General features: G+C 67.3%; 23 protein-coding genes and 1 pseudogene. 14 read left to right on the plus strand and 10 right to left on the minus strand.

The features are described from left to right. Positions 1–10: 10 nt before the first annotated feature. A complete protein-coding gene (locus ACLFA2_RS17805) occupies positions 11–295 on the minus strand; it encodes a hypothetical protein (protein ID WP_021200443.1) in 285 nt (94 codons plus the stop codon). A 531-nt stretch (positions 296–826) separates the two neighbouring features. Here ACLFA2_RS17805 and smc point away from each other — a divergent pair. From smc to ACLFA2_RS17820, 3 genes are read left to right on the plus strand one after another with little or no spacing between them, the layout of a single operon-like run. Beyond that, the gene (smc, locus tag ACLFA2_RS17810; RefSeq protein WP_426621742.1) at positions 827–4,369 is read left to right on the plus strand and encodes a chromosome segregation protein SMC; all 3,543 of its coding nucleotides are present in this window, start codon (positions 827–829) and stop codon (positions 4,367–4,369) included. 57 nt (positions 4,370–4,426) lie between these two features. Further along, entirely contained in the window at positions 4,427–5,299 is an 873-nt protein-coding gene (ftsY, locus tag ACLFA2_RS17815; RefSeq protein WP_167254230.1) for a signal recognition particle-docking protein FtsY, read from the plus strand. A gap of 44 nt (positions 5,300–5,343) precedes the next feature. Beyond that, positions 5,344–5,844, plus strand: a complete 501-nt coding sequence (locus ACLFA2_RS17820) for a DUF2004 domain-containing protein (RefSeq protein ID WP_120775831.1) — start codon at positions 5,344–5,346, stop codon at positions 5,842–5,844. 34 nt (positions 5,845–5,878) lie between these two features. Here ACLFA2_RS17820 and lipA read toward each other — a convergent pair whose 3' ends face one another. Next, the gene (gene lipA / locus ACLFA2_RS17825) at positions 5,879–6,868 is read right to left on the minus strand and encodes a lipoyl synthase (protein ID WP_167254228.1); all 990 of its coding nucleotides are present in this window, start codon (positions 6,866–6,868) and stop codon (positions 5,879–5,881) included. Beyond that, positions 6,865–7,518, minus strand: a complete 654-nt coding sequence (gene lipB / locus ACLFA2_RS17830; RefSeq protein WP_021200449.1) for a lipoyl(octanoyl) transferase LipB — start codon at positions 7,516–7,518, stop codon at positions 6,865–6,867. The genes lipA and lipB overlap by 4 nt, the downstream gene beginning before the upstream one ends. Before the next feature lie 99 nt (positions 7,519–7,617). On the opposite strand from lipB, the gene ACLFA2_RS17835 reads away from it, so the two are divergent. Together ACLFA2_RS17835 and ffh are read left to right on the plus strand one after the other, a co-directional pair. Beyond that, positions 7,618–8,202 (plus strand): TetR/AcrR family transcriptional regulator, encoded by a 585-nt coding sequence (locus ACLFA2_RS17835; protein WP_167254224.1) that lies wholly within the window; start codon positions 7,618–7,620, stop codon positions 8,200–8,202. 52 nt (positions 8,203–8,254) lie between these two features. Further along, positions 8,255–9,814 carry a signal recognition particle protein gene (gene ffh, locus ACLFA2_RS17840; RefSeq protein ID WP_021200451.1) on the plus strand — a complete coding sequence of 520 codons (1,560 nt, stop codon included), beginning with the start codon at positions 8,255–8,257 and terminating at the stop codon, positions 9,812–9,814. A gap of 6 nt (positions 9,815–9,820) precedes the next feature. Here ffh and ACLFA2_RS17845 read toward each other — a convergent pair whose 3' ends face one another. Continuing rightward, a complete protein-coding gene (locus tag ACLFA2_RS17845; protein ID WP_426621743.1) occupies positions 9,821–10,738 on the minus strand; it encodes an EamA family transporter in 918 nt (305 codons plus the stop codon). Between the two features lie 78 nt (positions 10,739–10,816). Here ACLFA2_RS17845 and ACLFA2_RS17850 point away from each other — a divergent pair, with 78 nt between their 5' ends. Beyond that, on the plus strand, positions 10,817–11,797 hold the full coding sequence (locus ACLFA2_RS17850; RefSeq protein ID WP_426621744.1) for a LysR family transcriptional regulator: 981 nt from the start codon (positions 10,817–10,819) through the stop codon (positions 11,795–11,797). Here the strand turns inward: ACLFA2_RS17850 and glpK are convergent. The 3 genes from glpK to ACLFA2_RS17865 form a co-directional block, all read right to left on the minus strand. Continuing rightward, positions 11,757–13,271 (minus strand): glycerol kinase GlpK, encoded by a 1,515-nt coding sequence (gene glpK, locus ACLFA2_RS17855; RefSeq protein ID WP_021200455.1) that lies wholly within the window; start codon positions 13,269–13,271, stop codon positions 11,757–11,759. The genes ACLFA2_RS17850 and glpK overlap by 41 nt on opposite strands. Positions 13,272–13,297: 26 nt before the next feature. After that, positions 13,298–14,050 (minus strand): MIP/aquaporin family protein, encoded by a 753-nt coding sequence (locus tag ACLFA2_RS17860; protein ID WP_021200456.1) that lies wholly within the window; start codon positions 14,048–14,050, stop codon positions 13,298–13,300. 92 nt (positions 14,051–14,142) lie between these two features. Further along, a complete protein-coding gene (locus tag ACLFA2_RS17865) occupies positions 14,143–15,852 on the minus strand; it encodes a glycerol-3-phosphate dehydrogenase/oxidase (RefSeq protein ID WP_021200457.1) in 1,710 nt (569 codons plus the stop codon). Between the two features lie 103 nt (positions 15,853–15,955). Here ACLFA2_RS17865 and ACLFA2_RS17870 point away from each other — a divergent pair, with 103 nt between their 5' ends. Then, a complete protein-coding gene (locus ACLFA2_RS17870) occupies positions 15,956–16,927 on the plus strand; it encodes a sugar-binding transcriptional regulator (RefSeq protein ID WP_426621745.1) in 972 nt (323 codons plus the stop codon). 18 nt (positions 16,928–16,945) lie between these two features. Here the strand turns inward: ACLFA2_RS17870 and ACLFA2_RS17875 are convergent, their stop codons facing one another. Then, entirely contained in the window at positions 16,946–18,040 is a 1,095-nt protein-coding gene (locus ACLFA2_RS17875; protein WP_426622486.1) for a glutamate--cysteine ligase, read from the minus strand. 267 nt (positions 18,041–18,307) lie between these two features. On the opposite strand from ACLFA2_RS17875, the gene rpsP reads away from it, so the two are divergent. The 4 genes from rpsP to trmD are packed head-to-tail and all read left to right on the plus strand — an operon-like array spanning position 18,308 to position 20,319. Beyond that, the gene (gene rpsP, locus ACLFA2_RS17880; RefSeq protein WP_021200460.1) at positions 18,308–18,742 is read left to right on the plus strand and encodes a 30S ribosomal protein S16; all 435 of its coding nucleotides are present in this window, start codon (positions 18,308–18,310) and stop codon (positions 18,740–18,742) included. 6 nt (positions 18,743–18,748) lie between these two features. Further along, positions 18,749–18,979 carry an RNA-binding protein gene (locus tag ACLFA2_RS17885; RefSeq protein WP_017830729.1) on the plus strand — a complete coding sequence of 77 codons (231 nt, stop codon included), beginning with the start codon at positions 18,749–18,751 and terminating at the stop codon, positions 18,977–18,979. Continuing rightward, the gene (gene rimM / locus ACLFA2_RS17890; protein WP_046398980.1) at positions 18,963–19,580 is read left to right on the plus strand and encodes a ribosome maturation factor RimM; all 618 of its coding nucleotides are present in this window, start codon (positions 18,963–18,965) and stop codon (positions 19,578–19,580) included. Before ACLFA2_RS17885 ends, rimM begins: the two co-directional genes overlap by 17 nt. Positions 19,581–19,599: 19 nt before the next feature. Then, positions 19,600–20,319, plus strand: coding sequence for a tRNA (guanosine(37)-N1)-methyltransferase TrmD (gene trmD / locus ACLFA2_RS17895; protein WP_021200462.1), 720 nt, complete (start codon positions 19,600–19,602; stop codon positions 20,317–20,319). 47 nt (positions 20,320–20,366) lie between these two features. Here trmD and ACLFA2_RS17900 read toward each other — a convergent pair whose 3' ends face one another. Then, positions 20,367–20,960: a histidine phosphatase family protein gene (locus ACLFA2_RS17900; protein WP_426621746.1), complete on the minus strand. Its 594-nt coding sequence runs from the start codon at positions 20,958–20,960 to the stop codon at positions 20,367–20,369. Between the two features lie 161 nt (positions 20,961–21,121). Here ACLFA2_RS17900 and ACLFA2_RS17905 point away from each other — a divergent pair. Continuing rightward, a pseudogene (locus ACLFA2_RS17905) lies at positions 21,122–21,364 on the plus strand (class I SAM-dependent methyltransferase); the annotation flags it as partial. Between the two features lie 125 nt (positions 21,365–21,489). After that, positions 21,490–21,768: a hypothetical protein gene (locus ACLFA2_RS17910; RefSeq protein ID WP_426622489.1), complete on the plus strand. Its 279-nt coding sequence runs from the start codon at positions 21,490–21,492 to the stop codon at positions 21,766–21,768. 18 nt (positions 21,769–21,786) lie between these two features. Here the strand turns inward: ACLFA2_RS17910 and map are convergent, their stop codons facing one another. Further along, on the minus strand, positions 21,787–22,569 hold the full coding sequence (gene map, locus ACLFA2_RS17915) for a type I methionyl aminopeptidase (protein WP_426621747.1): 783 nt from the start codon (positions 22,567–22,569) through the stop codon (positions 21,787–21,789). 111 nt (positions 22,570–22,680) lie between these two features. Here map and ACLFA2_RS17920 point away from each other — a divergent pair, with 111 nt between their 5' ends. Further along, positions 22,681–23,169 (plus strand): MFS transporter permease, encoded by a 489-nt coding sequence (locus ACLFA2_RS17920; protein ID WP_167254211.1) that lies wholly within the window; start codon positions 22,681–22,683, stop codon positions 23,167–23,169. Positions 23,170–23,276 lie beyond the last annotated feature (107 nt).

A 23,276-nucleotide genomic window follows, 5' to 3' on the forward strand; every position in this document is an offset into this window, starting at 1 on the left:
AATCGCGGCGTCAACGCATTCCGCGCTGCATGTCATACGTCAGCAGTGCGTACGATTCCGCTGCCGAACGATGACGCTGCTCACCGAGCAGGAACATGTCTGCCGGATCGATGCGCAGGCCGCGACGCGGACGTCGGGGGCGCTGCGCCCTCTGGAAGAGCCAGAGGCCGATCCGGAGGGAGAGACGATCGGCGAGCGACAAGCGGCGCAGTTCGTCGGGGCGGGGGATCTGGAGGACCTCGCGGTCCTCGGTATCGGGCGGGTGGATGTCGCTGCGATGCAACGTGGTGTTCACGATGGTTCCTTCGAAAGGGATGGTGGTGATGGATGCGGAAGCACCGCGCGCCGACAGCGGAGCGGTCGGGAACGATGCGGAGGAAGCGTGGGTCGGCGGATGCCACGGAGCGTGGACGCCATACGCGGAGAGGAAGTCGTGATCTGCGGTGCAGATCAGCAGACGGGGCGCGGAAGAGCCAGCCGGAGAGGGCCCACTACGGGCCCGAGATCTCGGGGTGCGGTTCTACGAGAGAGCGCTGATGCGGACGCCGGCGGTTACCGAGAACGCAAAGCGCGGCGCAAAATGCGCGGGCGCGGCGAGGCCAGTGGCCTGTGCGTTGAGCTGAGTCGTAATCATCGGTAACCTCCTTTCGTGTGGCGATCCGGAGGACACGGTAGCGAATCCGCGCGGCGGACGTCAAGCACCTGCGGTTCTCCTCGGCGTGTCGCGCGGTTCCCGAGTTCTCCCACCGTCCGCGCGGGATGAGGCTCCAGGCCCGGAATTCCGGTAGCGTAGCCGCGTGATTCTCCCCGGACGAGCGGTGCCCCCATGCATCTGAAGAGCCTGACGCTCAAAGGGTTCAAGTCGTTCGCGCAGCCGACCAGCTTCGTGTTCGAACCCGGCGTCACCTGCATCGTCGGACCGAACGGCTCGGGCAAGTCGAACGTCGTGGACGCGCTGGCCTGGGTGATGGGTGAGCAGGGTGCGAAGACACTGCGCGGCGGCAAGATGGAAGACGTCATCTTCGCGGGAACCTCGACGCGCGGGCCGCTGGGTCGTGCTGAGGTGCAGCTCACGATCGACAATGCCGACGGCGCCCTGCCGATCGAGTACGCGGAAGTGACGATCAGCCGCACGCTGTTCCGCAACGGCTCCAGCGAGTACGCGATCAACGGCGAGGGATGCCGACTCCTCGACGTGCAGGAGCTGCTGAGCGATTCCGGACTGGGCCGGGAGATGCACGTCATCGTCGGTCAGGGGCGCCTCGACACGGTTCTGCAGGCGTCGCCCGAGGATCGTCGAGGGTTCATCGAGGAAGCCGCGGGAATCCTCAAGCACCGCCGCCGCAAGGAGAAGACCCTCCGCAAACTCGACGCGATGGAGACCAACCTCACTCGGTTGAGCGATCTCGCCGGAGAGATCCGCCGGCAGCTCAAGCCGTTGGGGCGTCAGGCAGAGATCGCCCGCGAGGCGCAGACGATCGCCGCCGTCGTGCGCGACGCGAAAGCCCGTATCTTCGCCGACGACGTGGTCGCACTTCGCGCCGCGCTCGCGGACCACACACGCACCGAGCAGGAGCGTCACACCGAGCGTCTGGTGCTCTCGGATCAAGCCGAGACGGTGCGCGCGAACATCGCGCGGCTCGAACAGGATCAGAACTCGGTCGCGGTCGATCAGGCGCGCAGCGTGGCGTTCGGGCTCGAGCAGGTTCAGGAGCGGATGCGCGGGCTCTACACCCTGGCGAATCAGCGTCTCGCTCTCCTCGGCACCGACGATGACGACGCCGCGGTCACTGCCGTCACCGTGACACAGGCCACGATCGACGAGGCGAAGGACGAGATCGAAGCGGTCTCCGCCGGGCTCGGGGATGCTCAGGACGCCGCGGCGGCTGCCAGCCGTGAGGTGGTGCACGCCAGAGCGGAACTCGACACGCTCGACGTCGATATCGCCGAGCAGAGTGCCCTGGTCTCCGAGTACGACATGCGCCTCTCCGCCTTACGCGGGACCGCAGATGCCGCAGCCTCAGCCCTCGCCGCAGTGCGTGGCGCCGTTCTCCGCCAGGAGAACGCGCTCGAGGCCGCAAACGCACGCAGGCGCGAAGCCGCCGAGGCACTCGACGCGATCGACGACGCGGAAGCTCCTGAGGGCACGGCCGTCGAACATGCCGCTGCGTACGACAGTGCGCAACGGGCAGCGACCGCCGCGGAATCGGAGCGTGAGACCCTGCGCGAACGTCTGCACTCGGCAGAGCGCGAGGTCGATGCGCTCACGGCCAAGGCTTCGGCGCTGAGCAGTGCTCTGGCGTTGTCCGGTGGGGCGGCGGAGATCGTCGAAGCGGGCGGAAAGGGTGTGCGGGGGCTCGTCGGAGACGCTGTGCAGGTCCGAACGGGTTTCGAGGCGGCCATCGCCGCGGTCCTCGGTCCGCTCGCGGAGGGCGTGTTGATCGACTCCGTGGACGACGCCTTCGCGTCGGCGAAGGAAGCGGCGGAGCAACGCAGGGGAGTGGTGGACTTCGTCATCGCGAATGCGGTCCGTGGCGACGGCGTGACTCCGACGATCGCCGGAGTCACGCCCGCCGTCGATACCGTGACAGCGCCCGACGGCATCCTCGGCGTGCTCTCGCATGTCCTGATCGCGGACGACCTGGATTCGGCGCGATCGGCGCGGACAGCGCTCGATGTCGCGGGTGACACGGCGACGACGATCGTCACGGTGGCCGGTGACGTCCTCACCGCGCATACCCTGCGCACCGGTTCCGGCGGAGAGCGATCCCGTCTGGAACTCGCCGCCGAGCGGGATGCCGCTGCCGAACGTCTCGCGGAGATCCAGATCGTGGTCGACTCGCTTCGTGAGGCCCGCCGCGACGCCGAGGAGGCTGTCGAGACGACCAGGCGTCACGCGAAGGACGCCCTGCGCGCACTCCGTGAACACGATGCTGCTCTCGCCACGCACGCCGAGCAGCTCAACCGGGTCACGGTGCGCCATGAGTCCGCCGTCGCCGAGTGCGAACGCCTCGAGACCGGGTTGGCACAGGCGCAATCCGCCGTCGCCGAGGCCGAGGCGAAGGCCGAAGCAGCGAAGACGGCGCTGGACGATGCCATCGCGACGCCGAGGCCGGTGCTCGACGCTTCCGCGCGCGACAGCCTGCTCGAGGCGCTCGAGGTCGCTCGCGAGGGTGAAGTGCGGGCGCGGCTCGAGATCGAGACGCTGCGTGAGCGTGTGCGTGCAGCGCAGTCCAGGGTGGTGTCTCTGGAGCGCCAGCGTGAGCATGAACGCGGTGCGGCGGCCGAGGCGGCACGGCGAGCAGTCATCCGTCGCGCGCAGCGCGAGGCGGCCTCGGGGGTGGTCGAGGAGCTGCCGCGCATCCTCGACTCGCTGGATCGATCGGTGACGGAGGCGCGTCTCGCCCTGGCCGAGGCCGAGGCCGCGCGCTCGGCGCAGAGTCAGGAACTGGTCGGCTTGCGCGCGCAGGAGAGTTCCCTGCGAGAGCGCCTCGCCGGGCTCACCGAGAGCGTGCACGGACTCGAGCTGCAGATCCACGAGAAGAAGCTGCATCTGAACAGCCTGCTCGAGCGCGTCTCCTCCGAGCTCGCTCTGGAAGAAGATATTCTCATTGCAGAATATGGTCCTGAACAGCTTGTTCCGCGGGATCCCGGTGCAGAACCCGCCGAAGCAGGGCACGACGACGACACGGCGATTCCGTTCGACCGCCGGATTCAGCAACGCCGACTCGCGGAGGCGGAGCGCAAGCTCGCACAGCTCGGCCGTGTCAACCCGCTGGCGCTCGAGGAGTTCGCCGCGCTGGAGCAGCGGCACGCCTTCCTCACCGAGCAGCTGGCAGACCTGACCCAGACGCGCCAGGACCTCCTGACGATCATCACCGATCTCGATGAGCGGATGCAGTCGATCTTCGCGAGTGCTTTCGAGGACACCAAGGAGGCATTCGGTCAGGTGTTCCCGCTGCTGTTCCCCGGTGGAACCGGCAGCATCTCCCTGACGGATCCCGACAACATGCTGACGACAGGCATCGAAGTGTCCGTCCGCCCTGTGGGGAAGAAGATCGAGCGACTGTCGTTGCTCTCGGGAGGCGAACGATCCCTGGCGGCCGTGGCGCTGCTCGTCGCGATCTTCAAGGCGCGCCCGAGTCCTTTCTACATCCTGGACGAGGTCGAGGCGGCGCTCGACGATGCGAACCTGGGGCGATTGCTGACGGTGTTCGAACAGCTGCGGGAGAGTTCTCAGCTGCTGGTGATCACGCACCAGAAGCGCACGATGGAGATCGCCGATGCCCTCTACGGCGTCTCGATGCGGCAGGACGGCGTCTCCGCTGTCGTGGGTCAGCGTGTCGGCGACCGGGCGGCGGCGGTTTAGGGGCGCGTACGGGCTTGCGCGCGGAGCATCCACTCGCACAACCCGTAGGCTGGAGTGATGGCGGAGAAGTCCTGGTCTCTTGGTCGCGCACTGCGCGGCATGTTCGTCAAGCCCACCATCGATGAGACGACCTGGGAGGACCTGGAGACCGCTCTCCTGACGGCCGACTTCGGCCCGGACATCAGCGAACGCGTCGTGGATGAGCTGCGTGCGAAGGTCGAGCGGTACCGCACCACCGACCCCAAGGATCTCCAGCGGATGCTGCGGGAGACGTTGGAGGAGCACTTCGCGAAGTTCGACACGACGCTGAAGCTCACCGAGCGTCCAGCTGTCGTCCTCGTCGTGGGCGTCAACGGCGTCGGGAAGACGACGACCATCGGCAAGTTCACGAAGTTCCTCCGTGGCTATCAGCGCAGTGTCGTGGTCGGCGCGGCCGACACCTTCCGCGCGGCCGCCGTCGACCAGCTCGCCACCTGGGCGCAGCGCGGTGGAGCCGCGATCGTGCGGCCTCAGCAGGAAGGTCAGGATCCGGCATCCGTCGCGTTCCAGACGGTCGAGTATGCCAAGCGCGAGGGCATCGAGATCGCCATCATCGACACGGCCGGGCGTCTGCACACCAAGGGCGGCCTCATGGACGAGCTCTCGAAGGTCCGGCGCGTGATCGAGAAGCAGGCGCCGATCAGCGAGGTGCTGCTCGTGCTGGACGCCACCACGGGCCAGAACGGTGTCATGCAGGCCGAGGCCTTCCTCGAGCACGCCGGCGTCACCGGACTCGTCCTCACCAAGCTCGACGGGTCGGCCAAGGGCGGGTTCGTGCTGGCGGTGCAGGAGCGCACCGGTATCCCGGTGAAGCTGCTCGGACAGGGCGAGGGGATCGATGACCTGACCGGTTTCACCCCCCATGTGTTCGTCCAGTCGTTGGTCGGTTGATGACGGGACTACCGCACTGAGCACGAGGCTGGTTTCATAGCGTTATGGCGATCGAACACGACTACTTCGGACTCCTGTCCTCAGGCCCGGACGGCTCGATCTTCTGGTCGGAGACCGTGGAGCTCGGCGACCAGAGTGTCACCGTCGATCTGACCGCGCCGGATCAGGACGACGTTTCCGCGGATGCGCTCGACATCGCCGCCTCGCTCATCGCAGGCCTCGAGAGCGTCGACGACACCGCCCGGCGTGGCATGCTCGCCGAAGTCGATGACCGCACGAGCGAGGTGACCGAGTACATCCTCCAGCAGCAGGAGACGTACGGCGACGATCTGCCGGATGTCCTCGTCGATGTCTCGGGCGACGCCGCCGTCGACATCATCCGATCGCTCCGGTTGATGAGCATGACGATCCTCGCCGATGAGCACGGAGGCTCCGAACCGTTCGCGGTGCTCGAGTATGCGCTCGACGACAGCTCGACGGACGAGGTGCTGCTCGTGAATCTCGGCTCGGACGGCAGCGTTCAGTCCGTCATGAGCGCGGACTGATCCGCCGCCCGGACGGGGCCGGGCAGCACTCAGGTCAGACGGCCTGCGCGAAACCGAGATCTGCGCTCTCGGCGATATGCGCGAGGTGTGCGGGGATCTCGCGTCCCTTCGACGTCATGGACTGCGCCCACAGTCGACCGGCCCGATACGACGACCGCACGAGGGGACCCGCCAGAACACCGAGGAATCCGATGCGCTCGGCTTCCTCCTTGAACTCGACGAACTCGGCCGGCTTCACCCAGCGTGAGACCGGGTGGTGGCGGGGTGTCGGTCGCAGGTACTGCGTGATCGTGATGATGTCGCAGCCGGCGTCGTGCAGATCGTTGAGCGCCTGCACCACCTCTTCGGGTTCCTCACCCATCCCGAGGATGAGGTTGGACTTCGTGATCAGTCCGGCGTCCCGGGCCTGGGTCAGGACGTCGAGCGAGCGCTCGTAGCGGAACGCCGGCCGGATGCGCTTGAAGATGCGGGGCACCGTCTCGACATTGTGCGCGAACACCTCGGGGCGCGCGTCGAAGATCTGCCCCAGGAACGCCGGATCGGCGTTGTGCTCGTTGGCGAGCAGCTCCACACCGGTGTTCGGGTTCAGCTCATGGATCTTGCGCACCGTCTCGGCGTTGAGCCAGGCGCCGGTGTCCGGGAGGTCGTCGCGGGCCACGCTCGTGACGGTGGCGTACCGGAGGTTCATCCGGACGACGCTCTCCGCAACCCGGCGGGGCTCGTCGGTGTCGTAGTCGGCGGGCTTGCCCGTGTCGATCTGGCAGAAGTCGCAGCGGCGGGTGCACTGGGAGCCACCGATGAGGAAGGTCGCCTCTCGGTCTTCCCAGCACTCGTAGATGTTCGGGCAGCCCGCCTCCTGGCAGACCGTGTGCAGGTCCTCGCTCTTCACGAGCGAATGCAGCGCCGTGTACTCCGGGCCCATCTTCGCCTTCGTCTTGATCCACTCCGGCTTGCGCTCGATCGGTGTCTCGGCGTTGCGGATCTCGAGGCGGAGGAGCTTGCGACCCTCGGGGGCGGCGGTCATGCGAAGGCTCCTGTCAGTTCGGTGGTCGTGTACTCGGCGAGGAAGGCGCGGGTGACGGCGTCGACGAGGTCGAGGGGCGGGACGGCGGACCCCACCACCTCGCTCACCGTAGTGACGCCGGCATCGGTGATGCCGCACGGGATGATGCCGCGGAAGCCGGCCAGCGAGTTGTCGCAGTTGATGGCGAAGCCGTGCATCGTGACCCCCTGCTGCACGCGCACTCCGATCGCCGCCACCTTGTCCTCCGAGAGTGGCCGGCGTACCCAGACCCCGCTGCGGCCCTCGACCTGATAGCCGTCGACGCCGAAGGGGCGCAGCACGTCGATCAGGAGGCGCTCCAGACGGCGCACGTGCGCGACGACATCGATCGGCTCGGGGAGTCGCACGATCGGATAGCCCACGAGCTGCCCCGGCCCGTGCCAGGTGATCTTCCCGCCCCGATCGACGTCGATCACGGGGGTGCCGTCCTGTGGCCGCTCCTGGGGTTCCGTGCGCTTGCCCGCGGTGTAGACGGCCTCGTGCTCGAGGAGGATCAGCGTGTCGGGACGGGTGCCGTCGACGACATCGGCGTGGACGCGACGCTGAAGCTCCCACCCGTCGATGTACGGCACGAACGTCGGAGCGAACCCGGGCGTGAGGATCTCGAGCATCACAGAACCGCCTTCATTGCGTAAATGGACTGAGGACAACAATACCCCTCGGCGAGCGGGGGCGGCGCTCTCGACCCGCCCCCGCGATAACGTGAGGACATGAGTTCCACTGGCAGAGCCGGGCGACCCAAGGCGTCGTCGCGGGAGACCCTCGCAGAAGCAGCATGCGAGCTCTTCCTGGAGCGCGGATACGACGCGACATCTGTGGCGGACATCACGCAGCGCGCTGGCGTCAGCCGGTCCAGCTTCTTCAACTACTTCGCGTCCAAGAGCGACGTGCTGTGGTCGGGCGTCGACGAACGGATCGGACAGGCCATCGCCTCGCTGGAACAGCTCGGCAGGGCGACGACCGGCGACGCGGTTCACGACATACTGCTGTCGATCGTGCACGATTTCGCACCGGACCCCCTTGCCTTGGCGCTGCGCAATGCCGCAGCGATGGGGGTGGAGGGCGAGCTCATCCGTGACACCGGTCTCCGCCTCGCCCGTCTGTCCGCGGCGGTGTCACGCGCGGCGTCCGCCTCGGGAGTCGACGTCATCCGTGCCGACATCCTCGGGGCGGCACACGCGGCCGCCGTGCTCTCCTCACTGCGCGTGTGGGCGGAACAGGGAGCCGGACGGGGGACGCCGGAGACGGTCCTGAGGGAAGCCCTGGGAACGATCCACGACCTTCCCTGGTCCTGACTCCCGCGCGGGGCTGAGCGACCGGCCTCGGCTCGCGTAGAATCGGAGCACCATGGCTACATTTGGCACGCTCTCCGATCGGCTCACCGAGACCTTCCGCAATCTGCGCACGAAGGGAAAGCTGACCGCGGCCGACGTCGACGGCACCGTCCGCGAGATCCGACGCGCCCTGCTCGATGCCGACGTCGCGCTCGTCGTCGTCAAGGAGTTCACCGCGAAGGTCCGCGAACGCGCACTCGGCGATGAGGTCAACAAGGCGCTGAACCCCGCGCAGCAGGTCGTCCAGATCGTCAATGAAGAGCTCGTGCAGATCCTCGGCGGAGAGCAGCGCCGTCTGCAGTTCGCGAAGACGGCACCGACGGTGATCATGCTCGCCGGCCTGCAGGGCTCCGGTAAGACCACCTTCGCCGGCAAGCTCGCGAAGCAGCTCGAGGGCGAAGGGCACACGCCTCTGCTCGTCGCCGCCGACCTCCAGCGTCCGAACGCGGTCAACCAGCTTCAGGTCGTCGCGGAGCAGGCCGGTGCGTCGATCTACGCCCCCGAGCCTGGCAACGGCGTCGGAGATCCCGTGAAGGTCTCTCGAGACGGTGTCGACTACGCACGTCGTCAGCAGCACGATGTCGTGATCATCGACACCGCCGGCCGCCTCGGCGTGGACGCCGAGCTCATGAAGCAGGCGGCGGACATCCGCAAGGCTGTCAACCCCGACGAGGTCCTGTTCGTCATCGACGCGATGATCGGTCAGGACGCCGTGAACACCGCCAAGGCGTTCCAGGACGGCGTCGACTTCACCGGAGTCGTGCTCTCCAAGCTCGACGGCGACGCCCGCGGTGGCGCCGCGCTCTCGGTGGCCTCCGTGACCGGCCGGCCGATCATCTTCGCCTCGACCGGTGAGCGACTCGAGGACCTCGAGCCCTTCCACCCCGACCGCATGGCGAGCCGCATCCTCGACCTCGGCGACATCCTCACCCTCATCGAGCAGGCCCAGCAGGCCTTCGATGAGGAAGAGGCCATGAAGATGGCCGAGAAGCTCGCGACCGAGGCCTTCACCCTCGAGGACTTCCTCGACCAGCTTCAGCAGATGAAGAAGATGGGCTCGATGAAGAAGATGCTCGGGATGCTCCCGGGCATGGGCCAGATGAAGCAGCAGCTCGACGACTTCGATGAGCGGGAGATCGACCGCACGGAGGCCATCATCCGCTCGATGACGCCGGGGGAGCGCCGCAACCCCAAGGTCCTGAACGGATCGCGCCGTCTGCGCATCGCCAAGGGTTCCGGTATGACCGTCACCGACGTGAACCAGCTCGTGCAGCGCTTCGAGCAGGCCGCGAAGATGATGAAGACGGTGGCGCGCGGCGGCACCCCGAACATCCCCGGTATGGGGCCGGTGCCCGGGATGGGGCGTCCCGGCGCTTCTTCCAAGCGCGGCAAGAAGGGCAAGTCCTCCGGTGGATCGCGTTCAGGCAACCCGGCCAAGCGCGCGGCCGAGAACGCGGGGATCGCATCGTCCGCGACGCCGACCGGCTCCGGATTCGGTTTGGGCGGCGGGGCAGCTCAAGCTCCGAGCGAAGCCGACCTCGCCGAGATCCAGAAGCTCTTCGGCAAGGGCTGACTCCGCTCAGCGCGGCGCCGTGAGAGCATCCGCGGCCGTTGCATGCGGGGCGGGCGCGGCAGTGAGCCGATTGGGCCGCGAGGCCAGCTGCCCCAGCACGAGTGCGCCCAGAGTCAGGACGAGGCCGATGGCCTGGAGGGGGCTGAATCGCTCCCCGGCGACCACGACGCCGAGCGTCGTCGCGACGATGGGGGAGAGCAGCGCGAGGAGCCCCGGCGCGATGACCGGGAGCTGCTGGACGCCGCGGAACCAGAGCGTGTAGGCGACGATCCCGCCCGCCGTCCCGAGCCACAGATATCCGAGCACGGCGCTACCGTCGATGGTCTGGGGCACGCCTTCGACGATCAGTGTCAACGGCAGCAGCAGAAGCCCTCCCGCGCTGAGCTGCCACCCGGCGTAGGCGACGGGTCCGACGCCAACCGGCCGGCCCCATCGCTTCGTCAGGATCATCCCCGCTCCCGTCGCGGTGACGCCTCCGACAGCGGCGAGGATCCCCCAGAGATCCAGCTCGGCGGCGGGACCCAGGACCACCAGGGCCACTCCGCCAGCGCCGACGACGGCAGCGGCGGCGGCGAGCGGCCGGATCCGTTCTTGCAGCACGAGCGCTCCGAGGACGAGGACGATAAGCGGCTGCGCACCCGCGACCGCGGCTGCGACGCCGCCAGGGAGCCGCTCCGCGGCCAGGAACAGCAGCGGGAAGAAGGCGCCGATGTTGAGCGCTCCCAGGATGAACGACTTTCCCCACCACCCGCCGCGGGGGAGACACCCGCTGATGAGGACTGCCAGGAGCCCCGCGGGGAGGGAGCGGAGGAGCCCGGCGAACAGCGGGTGCCCGGGCGGGAGCAGTTCTGTCGTGACGAGGTAGGTCGTGCCCCATGCGATGGGGGCGAGGGCGGTCAGTAGCACCAGGGGCAGGCGGCTCATGCTTCCAGCCTGCGAGGACCAAAGTGATGAGTCCAACGCATGGTTGTCACCGCATACATGAACCGAGATCATGGAAGCATGGAACTTCAACAGCTCCGCTATGTCGTCGAAGTCGCCGAGACGCTGAGCTTCACCCGTGCCGCCGAACGGTGCTTCGTCACCCAATCGGCGTTGAGCCACCAGATCGCGTCACTCGAGCGTGAACTCGGCCGCCGACTGTTCGCACGGTCGAGTCGCCATGTGCGCGTGACAGAGTCAGGTCAGGCGTTCGTCGCACACGCGCGGCGCGCGCTTCGGTCAGCAGACCAGGCGAAGGAGGACGCCGCCGCCGTCGACGGCGTCGTGGAAGGCACGCTGCGAATCGGCGTCATCCCGACGGTGACCGCCATCGACCTCCCCGCGGTGCTCGTCGCCTACCGTGGGGCCTACCCGCTCGTCAGGGTGGAACTGCAGGTAGGGAACAGCGATGTCCTCGCCCGCAGGCTCCGAAACGACGAGCTCGACATCGCGCTGCTCGGACTGCGAGAGGGTGTCGATCCAGAGGGGGTGGAGTCGCGTGTCCTCTCTCGGGATCCCCTCGTCGCCGTCTTCCCTCGCGGGCACGAACTCGCGGATGCGGAGAGCATCGCGCTCGACGATGTCGCGGGGATGACGTTCGCGGACTTCCCCGCGGCGACCTCCGGTCGTGCGCAGAGCGACGGGGCGTTCGCTGCTGCGGGCCTGACGCGTGACGTCGCCTTCGAGGCCGACTCCGCGACCCTCATCCTGGGACTCGTCGAGGCAGGGCTGGCAGTGACCCTGCTGGCGCCGGGCACCGTCGATCGCTCCGGTTTCGACGTGGCCACGGTGGAAGTGCGCGGCGGCCCTGTACGCGTCGAGCACCTCGCCTGGGGTGGCGTCTCGCCACGGAACGTCGCCCGCGCCTTCATGGCCGTGATGGATGACGTCATTGATACACCCGCACACGACGAAGCGGGTCCGGAGTTGGACTCCGGACCCGCTTCGCTGTCACGTCAGATCACTTCACGTCGTCGTCGACCCAGTCCATCGACTTGGTGATCGCCTTGCGCCACAGGCGCAGCTGGCGGTCGCGCTCGGCCTCCTCCATGGAGGGTTCCCAGCGCTTGTCCTCCTGCCAGTTGGCGGAGAGGTCGTCGAGCCCGTTCCAGAATCCGACCGCGAGTCCGGCCGCGTAGGCCGCACCGAGCGCCGTGGTCTCCGCGACCACCGGGCGAACGACCGGCACGCCGAGGACGTCTGCCTGGAACTGCATGAGCGCATCATTCGCCACCATGCCGCCGTCGACCTTGAGCTCGGTGAGATCCACGCCGGCGTCCGCGTTCACGGCATCCAGCACGTCACGCGTCTGGAAGGCGACCGCTTCTAGAGCTGCGCGAGCGATGTGGTTCTTGTTCGCGTACCGGGTGAGTCCGACGATCGCGCCTCGGGCGTCGGGACGCCAGTACGGAGCGAACAGACCGGAGAACGCCGGCACGATGTAGACCCCGCCGTTGTCCTCGACCTTGTCGGCCAACTCCTCGACCTCGGGTGCCGAGGAGATGATGCCGAGCTGGTCGCGCAGCCACTGGATCAGCGATCCGGTGACGGCGATCGAGCCTTCGAGGGCGTAATGCGTGGGCTGGTCGCCCAGCTTGTAGCCGACGGTGGTGAGCAGCCCGTTCTTCGAGTGGACGATCTCCTCGCCCGTGTTGAAGATCAGGAAGCAGCCCGTTCCGTAGGTGTTCTTGCTCTCGCCCTTCTGGAACGCCGCCTGACCGAACGTCGCCGCCTGCTGGTCGCCCAGGATGCCGGCGATCGGGGTCTCGCGAAGCAGCGAGGAGTCCTCCGCCGCGCCGTAGACCTCCGAGGACGAGCGGATCTCCGGCATCATCGACCGCGGCACACCGAAGGCCTCGAGGATGTCGTCGCGCCATTCGAGCGTCTCGAGGTCCATGAACATCGTGCGCGAGGCGTTGGTCACGTCGGTGACGTGCACTCCACCGTCGACGCCACCGGTGAGGTTCCAGAGAACCCAGCTGTCGGTCGTGCCGAAGATCAGGTCGCCGGCTTCCGCCTTCTCACGGGCTCCATCGACGTTCTCCAGGATCCAGGCGATCTTGGTACCCGAGAAGTACGTGGCCAGGGGCAGACCGACGATCGGCTTGAACCGCTCGACGCCGCCGTCAGCAGCCAGTCGGTCCACGATCGCCTGGGTGCGCGTGTCCTGCCACACGATCGCGTTGTAGGCGGGCTTTCCCGTGGTCTTGTCCCAGACCACCGCGGTTTCGCGCTGGTTGGTGATACCCACTGCGGCGATGTCGTGGCGGGTGAGGTCGGCGCGGCTCAGAGCCAGGCCGATGACCTCCTGGACGTTGCGCCAGATCTCGGAGGCGTCGTGCTCGACCCAGCCGGCCTTCGGCAGGATCTGCTCGTGCTCCTTCTGGCCCGTCGCGATGATGCTGCCCTTCTTGTCGAAGATGATCGCGCGGCTCGAAGTGGTTCCCTGGTCGATGGCGAGGATGTAGTCAGCCATTGTGTTCTCCTTTGAATTCAGGTCGTTCAGGCGAGGTGCAGCAGGACGGGCGCTGCAGCGGCGGCGATCGCGCCACCGATGAGCGGACCGACCACCGGGACCCACGAGTAGGACCAGTCGCTGGAGCCCTTGCCCTTGATCGGGAGGATCGCGTGAGCGATACGCGGGCCGAGGTCACGCGCCGGGTTGATCGCGTAGCCGGTCGGGCCACCGAGGGAGGCGCCGATCGCGACCACGAGGAGTGCCACGGGGAGCGCGGTGAGCGGTCCGAGGCCGCCGGGGGTGCCGACCTCGATGTCGCCGTAGTCGGCGAACGCGAAGATCACGAACACGAGCACGAAGGTACCGATGATCTCGGTGACGAGGTTCCAGCCGTACGAGCGGATCGCGGGGCCGGTCGAGAACACGCCGAGCTTGTTGGCCGGGTCGGGCTCCTCATCGAAGTGCTGCTTGTATGCGAGCCACGTGACGATGGCACCGAGGATCGCTCCGACGAGTTCAGCGGCCGTGGCCGTCAGGAACATCACGAAGCTGATCTTGCCCGCGAGCAGCAGGCCGATGCCGACGGCCGGGTTGAGGATCGCACCGGAGTAGGCGGAGACGAGCACACCGGCGAAGACCGCGAGGCCCCATCCCCAGTTGACCATCAGGAAGCCGCCGCCGAAGCCCTTGTTCTTCGCGAGGGCCACGTTGGCGACGACACCACATCCGAGCAGCACGAGCATCGCTGTGCCGACCAGCTCGGAGAGGAAGTAGAGACCGAGATTCACATCAGCCATGTCTTCTTTGACCTTTCTTGTGTGTCGGGGCCCCTCTGCCCCGACACGTTATGGGAGTTGCGCCGCGAGGAGGGCGGCAGTCCGAGACCCCGTCAGCCGCGGGTGCGGGACGGGATATCGAGTCCGTGTCGTTCGTTCAGCAGCTGGCGCGTCTGCTCGAGCTCGGCGTCGTGACGCGAGCGATCCCAGCCGAGCATCGGCGCGAGCGCGTCGGCGATCTCGTCGAGGACCTCGGCATCGGCGCCACCGGTGAACGCGATGCTGGTGCGACGCAGGACGACATCCTCGAGGCGCGCCACCATCTCGTTCTGCACCATCCACTCGAGTTCGCGCGTGGAGAGGGCGCCGCCGGCAAGCGGAGCGTCCGTTCCCTGCTCGACGTACTCCCAGACCTGGGCGGCCCGGGTGCCGTAGCGGGCGAGCAGCTGATCGGCGCGGGCACCGGCGCCGGGAAGGTTCTCCTGGATCCAGATGCGCTTGGCCTTCTCGGTGCGCGGGAACTCCCGGCCGCCGCCGATCGCGCGTCCCGCGGTGGAGACGGTCCTGGTGCGGTCGATGAGGCCGAGCACGACGTCGGAGAGCGATTCGCCGAGCGCGCGGAACGTCGTCCACTTTCCGCCGACGAGGCTCACGAGGGGGACTGCGCCCTTCTCGTCGACTTCGATGCGATAGTCGCGGGAGACGAATCCGGGAGCGGTGTCCTCATGGCGCGGCAGCGGACGGATACCAGAGAACTTGTACACGATCTGGTCGCGTGCCACGGGGATCGTCGGGAAGACGTGGTGGATCAGGTCGAAGAAGTAGTCGACCTCCTCCTCGGTGCACACCGGCACCTCGCGCGGGTCGGCGTCGATGTCGGTGGTGCCGACCAGGACGCGTCCCTTGAGCGGGTAGATGAGTACGATGCGGCCGTCGGAGTGCTCGAAGAAGATCTCCCGCCCCCGCGTCGCCTCGAGCAGCTCTGGGTGATCCAGCACGATGTGCGAGCCCTTGGTGCCGCCCATGAAGCGGGTGTCCGTGCCCAGCGCGTCATTGGTGAGGTCGGTCCAGGGGCCGGAGGCATTGACGACCACGTCAGCCTGCACAGTGAACTCCGTGCCGCTCTCGCGGTCGCGGAGGACGACCTTGTCGCCGTCGCGGGCGATGGCCTCGACGTAGTTGAGAGCGTGCGCTCCCGGGTGCGCCGTGCGTCCGTCCTGCAGCACGTCGAGCGCGAGGCGCTCCGGGTCGTGCATCGAGGCGTCGTAGTACGTGGCGGTGTACTTGATCTTCGGGTCGAGCGAGGGAAGCTCGGCGAGAGACTTCTTGCGGCCGAGGAACCGATGGCGAGGCACCATCCCTCCGTCACGGGAGAAGGTGTCGTAGATCGTGAGGCCGACCTTGATCAGGAACGCGCCCCGTTCCTGGGGCTTTCCGCTCTTGTGCGTGAGGAAGCGCAGGGGAGCGGAGAGGATGCCCGAGAATGTCGAGTAGATCGGGATGGTCGTCTGCAGCGGCTTGACGTAGTGCGGGGCGATCTTGAGCAGGCCGTTGCGCTCCTCGACGGACTCGCGCACGAGCCGGAACTCACCGTTCTCGAGGTAGCGGATCCCGCCGTGGATCATGTGGCTCGATGCGGAGGATGCGCCGGAGGCGAAGTCCCCTCGCTCGACGAGCACGACATCGACGCCCTGCAGAGCCAGGTCGCGGAACGTGGAGATGCCGTTGATCCCCCCGCCGATGACGAGGACGCTGGTGCGTCCGGATTCACGGACGGCGCGAATCTCCGCGCGCTCCGCTGACGAGTGTGTCGAATCGATCATCGTCGACCCTCTCTTCCTTACTTGCCAACCAGCATCGACCTGTGTGACATCCCGCGCAAGCCCACTGCACATATGTGCAAGGATCGAGGGCGAGGAGGTCATCATGCCCGGTGCAAGCGCGGAATCCCGCGACAGCAAGCTGATCGCGGCGCTCACCGCCGCGCAGCTCTACTACATGCAGGACAAGACGATGGAAGTCATCGCGAAAGAGCTCGGCACCTCCCGGTCCTCGGTCTCGCGGCTGCTGAGCTTCGCGCGGGAGAGCGGCCTGGTCGACATCCGGATCAACTCCCCGCTCGAACGCCTCGGCATGCTCGAGCATCGGATTCGCGACAGGCATCGGGTGGCGGCGCACGTCGTGCCGATGCCGGAGATCCTCAGCGAGGTCGAACGTCTCGAGCGCGTTGCGCTCACCGCCGGACGGCTGCTGTCGCAGTTCGTCGACTCGAACATGGTGATCGGCGTCGCATGGGGCTCGACCATCAGTGCGGTGAGTCGCGGGCTCACGCAGAAGGAGACGCACAACACGACCTTCGTGCAGCTCAACGGGGCCGGGAACACGCAGACGACCGGCGTGGAGTACTCCAGTGACATCCTGCAACGGTTCGGCAGCGCCTTCGGTGCACAGGTACAGCAGTTCCCCGTTCCCGCGTTCTTCGATGACCCTGCCACCCGCGAGGCCATGTGGCGTGAGCGCAGCACTCGTCGTGTGCTCGATCTGCAGGCGAAGATGGACGTCGCCGTGTTCAGCCTCGGCTCGCCCGCCGCCGAGGTTCCGAGTCGGGTCTACGTCGGGGGCTATCTCGGACGCGATGACTATCGCAGCCTTCGGGAGGACCACGCCATCGGCGACGTCGCGACGGTGTTCTTCCGTTCCGACGGGTCCTGGCGCGACATCCGTGTGAATGCCAGAGCCACGGGTCCCGGCCTCGACCGTCTGCGTCGCGTCCCGCGTCGCGTGTGTGTCGTCTCGGGAATCCCGAAGCTGGTGAGTCTCCGCGCGGCCCTGGCCGCTGGCCTGATCACGGATGTCGTCCTGGACGAAGGGCTCGCGAGGCGCCTCGTCGAGGACTGAGCTCGCTGCCCTCGACCGCTAGGGCTCGTCGGTGGAGGACTCCGGCCCGGAGCGGAACTCGCGGATCAGGTGGTGCACCACCGCTGAGAGGTCGCCCCCCGCGGCATCCGCCACCGCGAGTTGTCGCGCGTAGCTTGCGCCTCCCTCCAGGATCGTGGCGATGCCGCCGAACTCGCGACCGCAGCCGAGCTCGACGGCTGTCGGGGTGAGGGCTTCGAGCGTCTCCGTCAGATGCTCGCGCACCGGGCGCTGCGTGCCGTCGGCATCGACGATCACGCGGGCCTCCAGCCCGTAGCGCGCGGCGCGCCACTTGTTCTCGCGGTGGAACCAGGCGGGAAGCTCCGGAAGTGCCTTCCCCTCGTCGAGCTGTCGTGAGAAGTCCTCGACGAGCACCTGGACGAGCGCCGCGACCGATGCAAGTTCCGGCAGGGTGGAGAGCCCGTCGCACGCGCGGACCTCGATGGTGCCCCAGCGTGGAGCGGGACGGATATCCCAGCGCACCTCGGTCGCGTCGGCCATGACACCCGTGCGCACCATGTCATCGAGGTAGGACTCGTACTGCGACCAGTCGTGCAGCGGCCACGGCAGGCCGGCGGTGGGAAGCTGCTGGAACACGAGTGCGCGGTTGGAGGCATATCCGGTGCGTTCTCCCGCCCAGAACGGGCTCGACGCCGCCAGCGACTGCAGGTGCGGGAGGAACCCGGCGAGAGCGTTGATGATGGGGAAGACCTTGCGCTGGTCCTCGACGCCGATGTGCACGTGGATTCCCCAGATCATCATGTTGCGTCCCCACCACTGGGTGCGCTCGATCAGGGTGTGGTAGCGCGACTTGTCCGTCACCTGTTGGTCGTACCACTGCGCGAAGGGGTGGCTTCCGGCCGAGAGCAGCTCGACACCCGCCGGATCGGTCGCGGCCCGCACCGCGGTGATGGCGTTCGCGATGTCGTCGACCGCATGAGCCACGGAATCGCCGATACCGCTCGTGACCTCGATCGTGTTGGTGAGCAGTTCGCCGGTGACCGTATGACGCTCGTCGGCGCTCTCGGCCTCGAGCGCGGCGAGAAGTTCGGGGGCGCGACCGACGAGGTCACCGCTCGCGGGGTCCGCGAGCATGATCTCCCATTCGAGGCCGACGGTGGACCGGGCGGATGAGGCGAACTCGAGCTTCACCCGCACAGTCTGGCACGCGAGGCATGCGACACGGCAACGGCGGTTTCCCCACGTTTCGCGCCTGGCGCGCGCATCTGGCAGAATAGAGGGCTGGACCACCTGCTCGACCCTCTATCCAGCAGGTGTCCACACTCATTTGAGCTTCCGCCGGGTGTGCACCCCACTCTCCAGGCGACCGGTTCGTTTCCTTCCACACAATTCAGGAGAATCGTGGCTGTCAAGATTCGTCTCAAGCGCCTGGGCAAGATCCGTGCGCCGTACTACCGCATCGTCGTCGCCGACTCGAAGACCAAGCGCGATGGTCGCGTGATCGAGGAGATCGGCAAGTACCACCCCACCGAGGAGCCCTCGTTCATCGAGGTCGACTCCGAGCGGGCGCAGTACTGGCTCTCCGTCGGCGCGCAGCCGACCGAGCAGGTCGCCGCCATCCTCAAGATCACGGGCGACTGGGGCAAGTTCAAGGGCGACAAGGACGCGAAGTCCACGCTCAAGGTCGCCGAGCCGAAGGTCCCCTTCGAGATCGACGCGTCCAAGAAGTCCGTCGTCAAGCCCAAGGTCGAGAAGAAGGCCGAGGCTCCCGCTGAGGAGGCTCCCGCCGCGGCCGACGCGGAGGCCGCTGAGGCTCCCGCAGCAGACGCAGAGTAATCCGTCGTGCTCGCCGCCGCGCTCGAACACATCGTCAAGGGGATCGTCGATCACCCGGAGGATGTTCGCATCAACGAATCCACGTCGCCGCGAGGCGACCTCCTCGAGGTGCGCGTGCACCCCGATGACCGTGGACGCGTGATCGGGCGCGGCGGCCGCACTGCGAAGGCCCTTCGCACCCTCGTCAGCGCACTCGCTGACGGGCGTCGGGTCCGCGTCGATGTCGCGGACGACTGACGTGGTGCCGAAGGACCGCAATCAGGGCAAGAACCAGCTGCGTGTCGGACGCCTCGTCAAGGCGCACGGACTCAAGGGTGGGCTCAAGCTCGAGCTGTACACGGACAACCCCGAGGGTCGTTTCACCCCCGGTGCCGGATTCACCTTGCAGGTGCCAGAGGCATCTCCGTGGCACGGCAAGCAGATCACGGTGCGCGAGTACCGCGTGATGAACGGCAATCCCGTCGTCTTCTTCGAAGACGTCGACGACCGTGACGCCGCCGACAGCCTCGTCAGGGCGATCCTGTGGATCGACCAGGACGCCGACGAGGTCGAGGACGACGCATGGTTCGACCATCAGCTCGTCGGACTCGATGTCGTCCGAGACGACACGGTCATCGGGCGGGTCATACGGGTTGAGCACTTCCCGGCACAGGATCTCCTCATCGTCAAGGCCGGCGAAGACGAGGTCATGGTTCCGTTCGTCGCCGCCATCGTCCCGACCGTCGATGTGCAGGAGGGCCGCGTCATCGTGACGCCGCCGCCGGGACTCTTCGAAGAGATCGCAGAGATCGCGGACGCCGAGCCACAGGTCGCCCCGGACGCCGACGCGTCCGCGTGACCGCTGATACGGTTCCTCCGTGCGCATCGACGTCCTCTCCATCTTCCCGTCCTACTTCGACGGCCTGACGCTGTCCCTGCTCGGGAAGGCGCAGAGCACGGGTCTCATCGACCTGCGTGTGCGAGACCTGCGCGACTGGACCTCGGACCGTCACCGGACGGTGGACGACACGCCGTACGGCGGCGGCGCCGGCATGGTCATGAAGCCGGAGCCCTGGGGGCTCGCGCTCGACGAGATCGCCGGTTCCTCCGACACCGAGGACGGGCAGCGACCGACCATCATCTTCCCGTCGCCGGCGGGGGAGGTCTTCACCCAGAAGACCGCACGTGAGTTGGCGACCCGTGAGCATCTCGTCTTCGGCTGTGGTCGTTACGAGGGCATCGACGAGCGCGTGTTCGAGTTCGCCGCCGATCTCGGCGAGGTCCGGTTGATCAGCCTCGGCGACTACGTCCTCAATGGGGGCGAGGTCGCGACCATGGCGATGATCGAGGCGATCGGCCGACTCATCCCCGGTGTCGTCGGCAACCCCGAGAGCCTCGTCGAGGAGTCGCACGAGGACGGACTGCTGGAGTATCCGTCCTACACGAAGCCCGCGTCATGGCGTGAGCGTGCCGTGCCGGACGTTCTGCTCAGCGGCAATCATGCCGCGATCGCCGCCTGGCGTCGCGAGCAGCAGTTCGTGCGGACCCGAACCCGTCGACCCGACCTGCTTGCGGAGGGCGAAGCCGCGTCATCGTGATCGACGGGCAGATCTGAATCCCGTCGGGCCCGGCGTCAACGTCCGCCTCAGAGAATCCGCTCGGACCCGCGTTCGATATCGAAGACCACACCGTGCGGATGCCGTAGACCGAGCGCACTCGATGCGTCCAGCCCTCGCAACTCCGCGCGCAGCATGCGTCCGATCATCTCGTGGCTCACGAGCAGGGGGACGCCCTCGGCCGCCCACCCGCAGTTGCTGAGCGCCTTCCGCGCCCGAGACCTGGCCTGCGCGTAGCTCTCCCCGCCCGGGAATGCCCAGCCATAGCGGTTGGCGGCGCGTTCCTCTCTGGCGGTCGGGTAGACCTCGTCGATCTCTTCCCATGTCATCCCGGCGAGCTCACCGTGGTCGACCTCTGCGAGCTCCGGCACCTCGATCAGTTCCGCTCCGATCCGATCGGCGATGATGATCGCCGTCCGCATCGCTCTGCCGAGAGGGCTGGTGCACACGGTGAGCACGTGAGCGCCCACGAGTCTGTCCGCGATCGCGTGGGCGTGGGCGACACCGGCCTCTGTCAGTGGAGAGTCGAGCTGGCCTTGGAGTCGGTGCTCGACGTTCCACACGGTCTGCCCGTGCCGAGCGAGGAGCACCCGCTCCGGCACATGACGGTCCTGCGGAATCATGGATTCAGAATGGCATACGCCGAAGTTCCCGGACCCGCGGGTTGTGAGATGAGCCTTGGTAACGTCGATTCATGCCTGAACATGCGCTCGCAAGGTCGTTCGAGATCATCGGTGACGATTACGACAGATACCGCCCCGGATTCCCGGAGGCAGCGGCGGCCATGATCGTTCCGACAACCGTCGACGTCGGGCTGGACCTGGGTGCCGGGACCGGCAAGTTCACCGAACTGCTCGTCGATCGTGCGCGGCGCACGGTGGCCGTGGAGCCGTCGGAGCGCATGCTGCAGGTGCTGCGAGTCAAACTCCCCGACGTGGAAGCTCAGATCGGAGCAGCGGAGCGGATTCCGCTCGGGGACGCGTCAGTGGACGTCGTCACGGTTGCCCAGGCCTTCCACTGGTTCGATCGTGACGCGGCCTGCGACGAGATCGCTCGCGTGCTGGTCCCCGAGGGGCGCTCGGGCTGCTCTGGAATCGCTCCGATCCGACGTGCACCTGGGACCGGGCTTGTCACCGCATCGCTCATCCGGCGGTGTCCGAGGCCGACGCGACGACCGACGGTGCGGCTGAGGAGCTTCCCCATTTCGAACTCGTCCGCCGGGAGGAGATCCATTGGGCCGAGCGCATCTCGCGCGACCACTATCTTCGTCGATGGGCGACGGTGAGCAGCCTGCTCGTCGCCGAGGAGTCGACGCGTGCGCGGATGCTGGGGGAGATCGGGGCGGTGCTCGACAGTTCAGCGGACACGCGTGGAAGAGAGATGCTCGACCTTCCGCAGGTCACGGACGTCTACGTCTACCGCCGCGCCTGAGAGACCGGCCGCACTCGATCAGTCGACGCCGAGGAACGACCGGTCCGTGAGGATGAGGGGTCCGTCCTCGGTGATGGCGATCGTGTGCTCCGAGTGTGCGCCGCGGGAGCCGTCGACGCTGCGCAGAGTCCATCCATCCGGGTCCGTGACCAGTTCGTCGGTCGTCGCAAGGAACCAGGGCTCCAGCGCGAGTACCAGGCCCGCACGCAGGGGGAAGCCCCGTCCGGCGCGGCCGTCGTTCGGGACATGCGGATCCCCGTGCATCGTGCGCCCCACGCCGTGTCCGCCGAAGTCGGTGTTGATCGAGTAGCCGTCTCCGTGGGCGATGGCAGCGACAGCTGAGGAGATGTCGCCGATGCGGTTACCGACCGTCGCGGCGTCGATCGCTGCCACCAAGGCGCGCTCGGTGGTGTCGATGAGTCGGAGGTCTTCTTCGCGCGCGGTCCCGACGACGAACGAGACTGCGGAGTCCGCGACCCATCCGTCGACGGAGACGGCGAAGTCGAGGGTGACGAGGTCGCCGTCGCGCAAGGTGTAGTCGTGGGGGAGCCCGTGCAGGACGGCGTCGTTGACCGAGGTGCAGATGACCTTGCCGAACGGGCTCGCACCGAACGAGGGGTGGTAGTCGATGTAGCAGGACTCGGCTCCGGCTTTGCGGATCAGGTCGTGTGCGCGTCGATCGATCGAGAGGAGATTGGTCCCGACCTTCGTCTCGTCGCGCAGCGTCGCCAGCGTCTCTGCCACGAAACGCCCTGCAGCGCGCATCTCATCGATCTCGGCGGGGGTGCGCAGTTCGATCATCGGGTGTGTCCTCTCGTCGTATCCATTCTCCCTGATCCCGCACCGGTGGATCCCCGACCGCTCTCAGCGAACACCGGGACGCGCGGGGACGCAGCGACGTACGATCTGAGCATGTGGTTGCGACAGGCCTTCTTCCGCTGGCTCCTTCCGGCGGCGTTCCTGCTGCCGCTCTGGCTGCTGATCGGGTGGGGAGTCTTCCAGGGCGGCTGGTCGATCCTCTGGGTGCTGCTCATCGCGATGCCGTCCGTCTTCCTGGGCCAGCTCCTGCTCACGCTGCTCACGCGTTCACGGCCGTCCGTCCGCATCGAGCGCGCCGTCTCCTGGTGGGACGTGGCGGGATTCACCGTGTGGAACGGGCTCACCATCGCCGTCGGATTCTTCATCGACGGGGCGTTCCCCTGGTTGCTCACCGGTGCGATCGTGGCGGGGATCGCCCTGATCTGGTTGCAGCTGTGGCAGCTGTGGAACGAGGCGAAGGGGAGCGGTACCCGACTGCGCGAGACCATCACGTGGTCCACGATCCCGACGGTCGATGAGCCGGCACCGCCGACGCGCGCGCACGAGGTCATCGTGGTGCGGGAGACCGATTCCCGCGACTGACGTCGTCGTTTTGGCCGGGCGCCGTATCCGTGGCAGAATGAATGTTTGTGCTGTGACCGGCTCTGCCACAGGGGAGCCCGCGGACGCGTCTGCTCCGTACAGCTCAC

The sequence above is a fragment of the Microbacterium sp. As-52 genome (assembly GCF_049949185.1).
In the GTDB taxonomy this organism is placed as follows: domain Bacteria; phylum Actinomycetota; class Actinomycetes; order Actinomycetales; family Microbacteriaceae; genus Microbacterium; species Microbacterium maritypicum_A.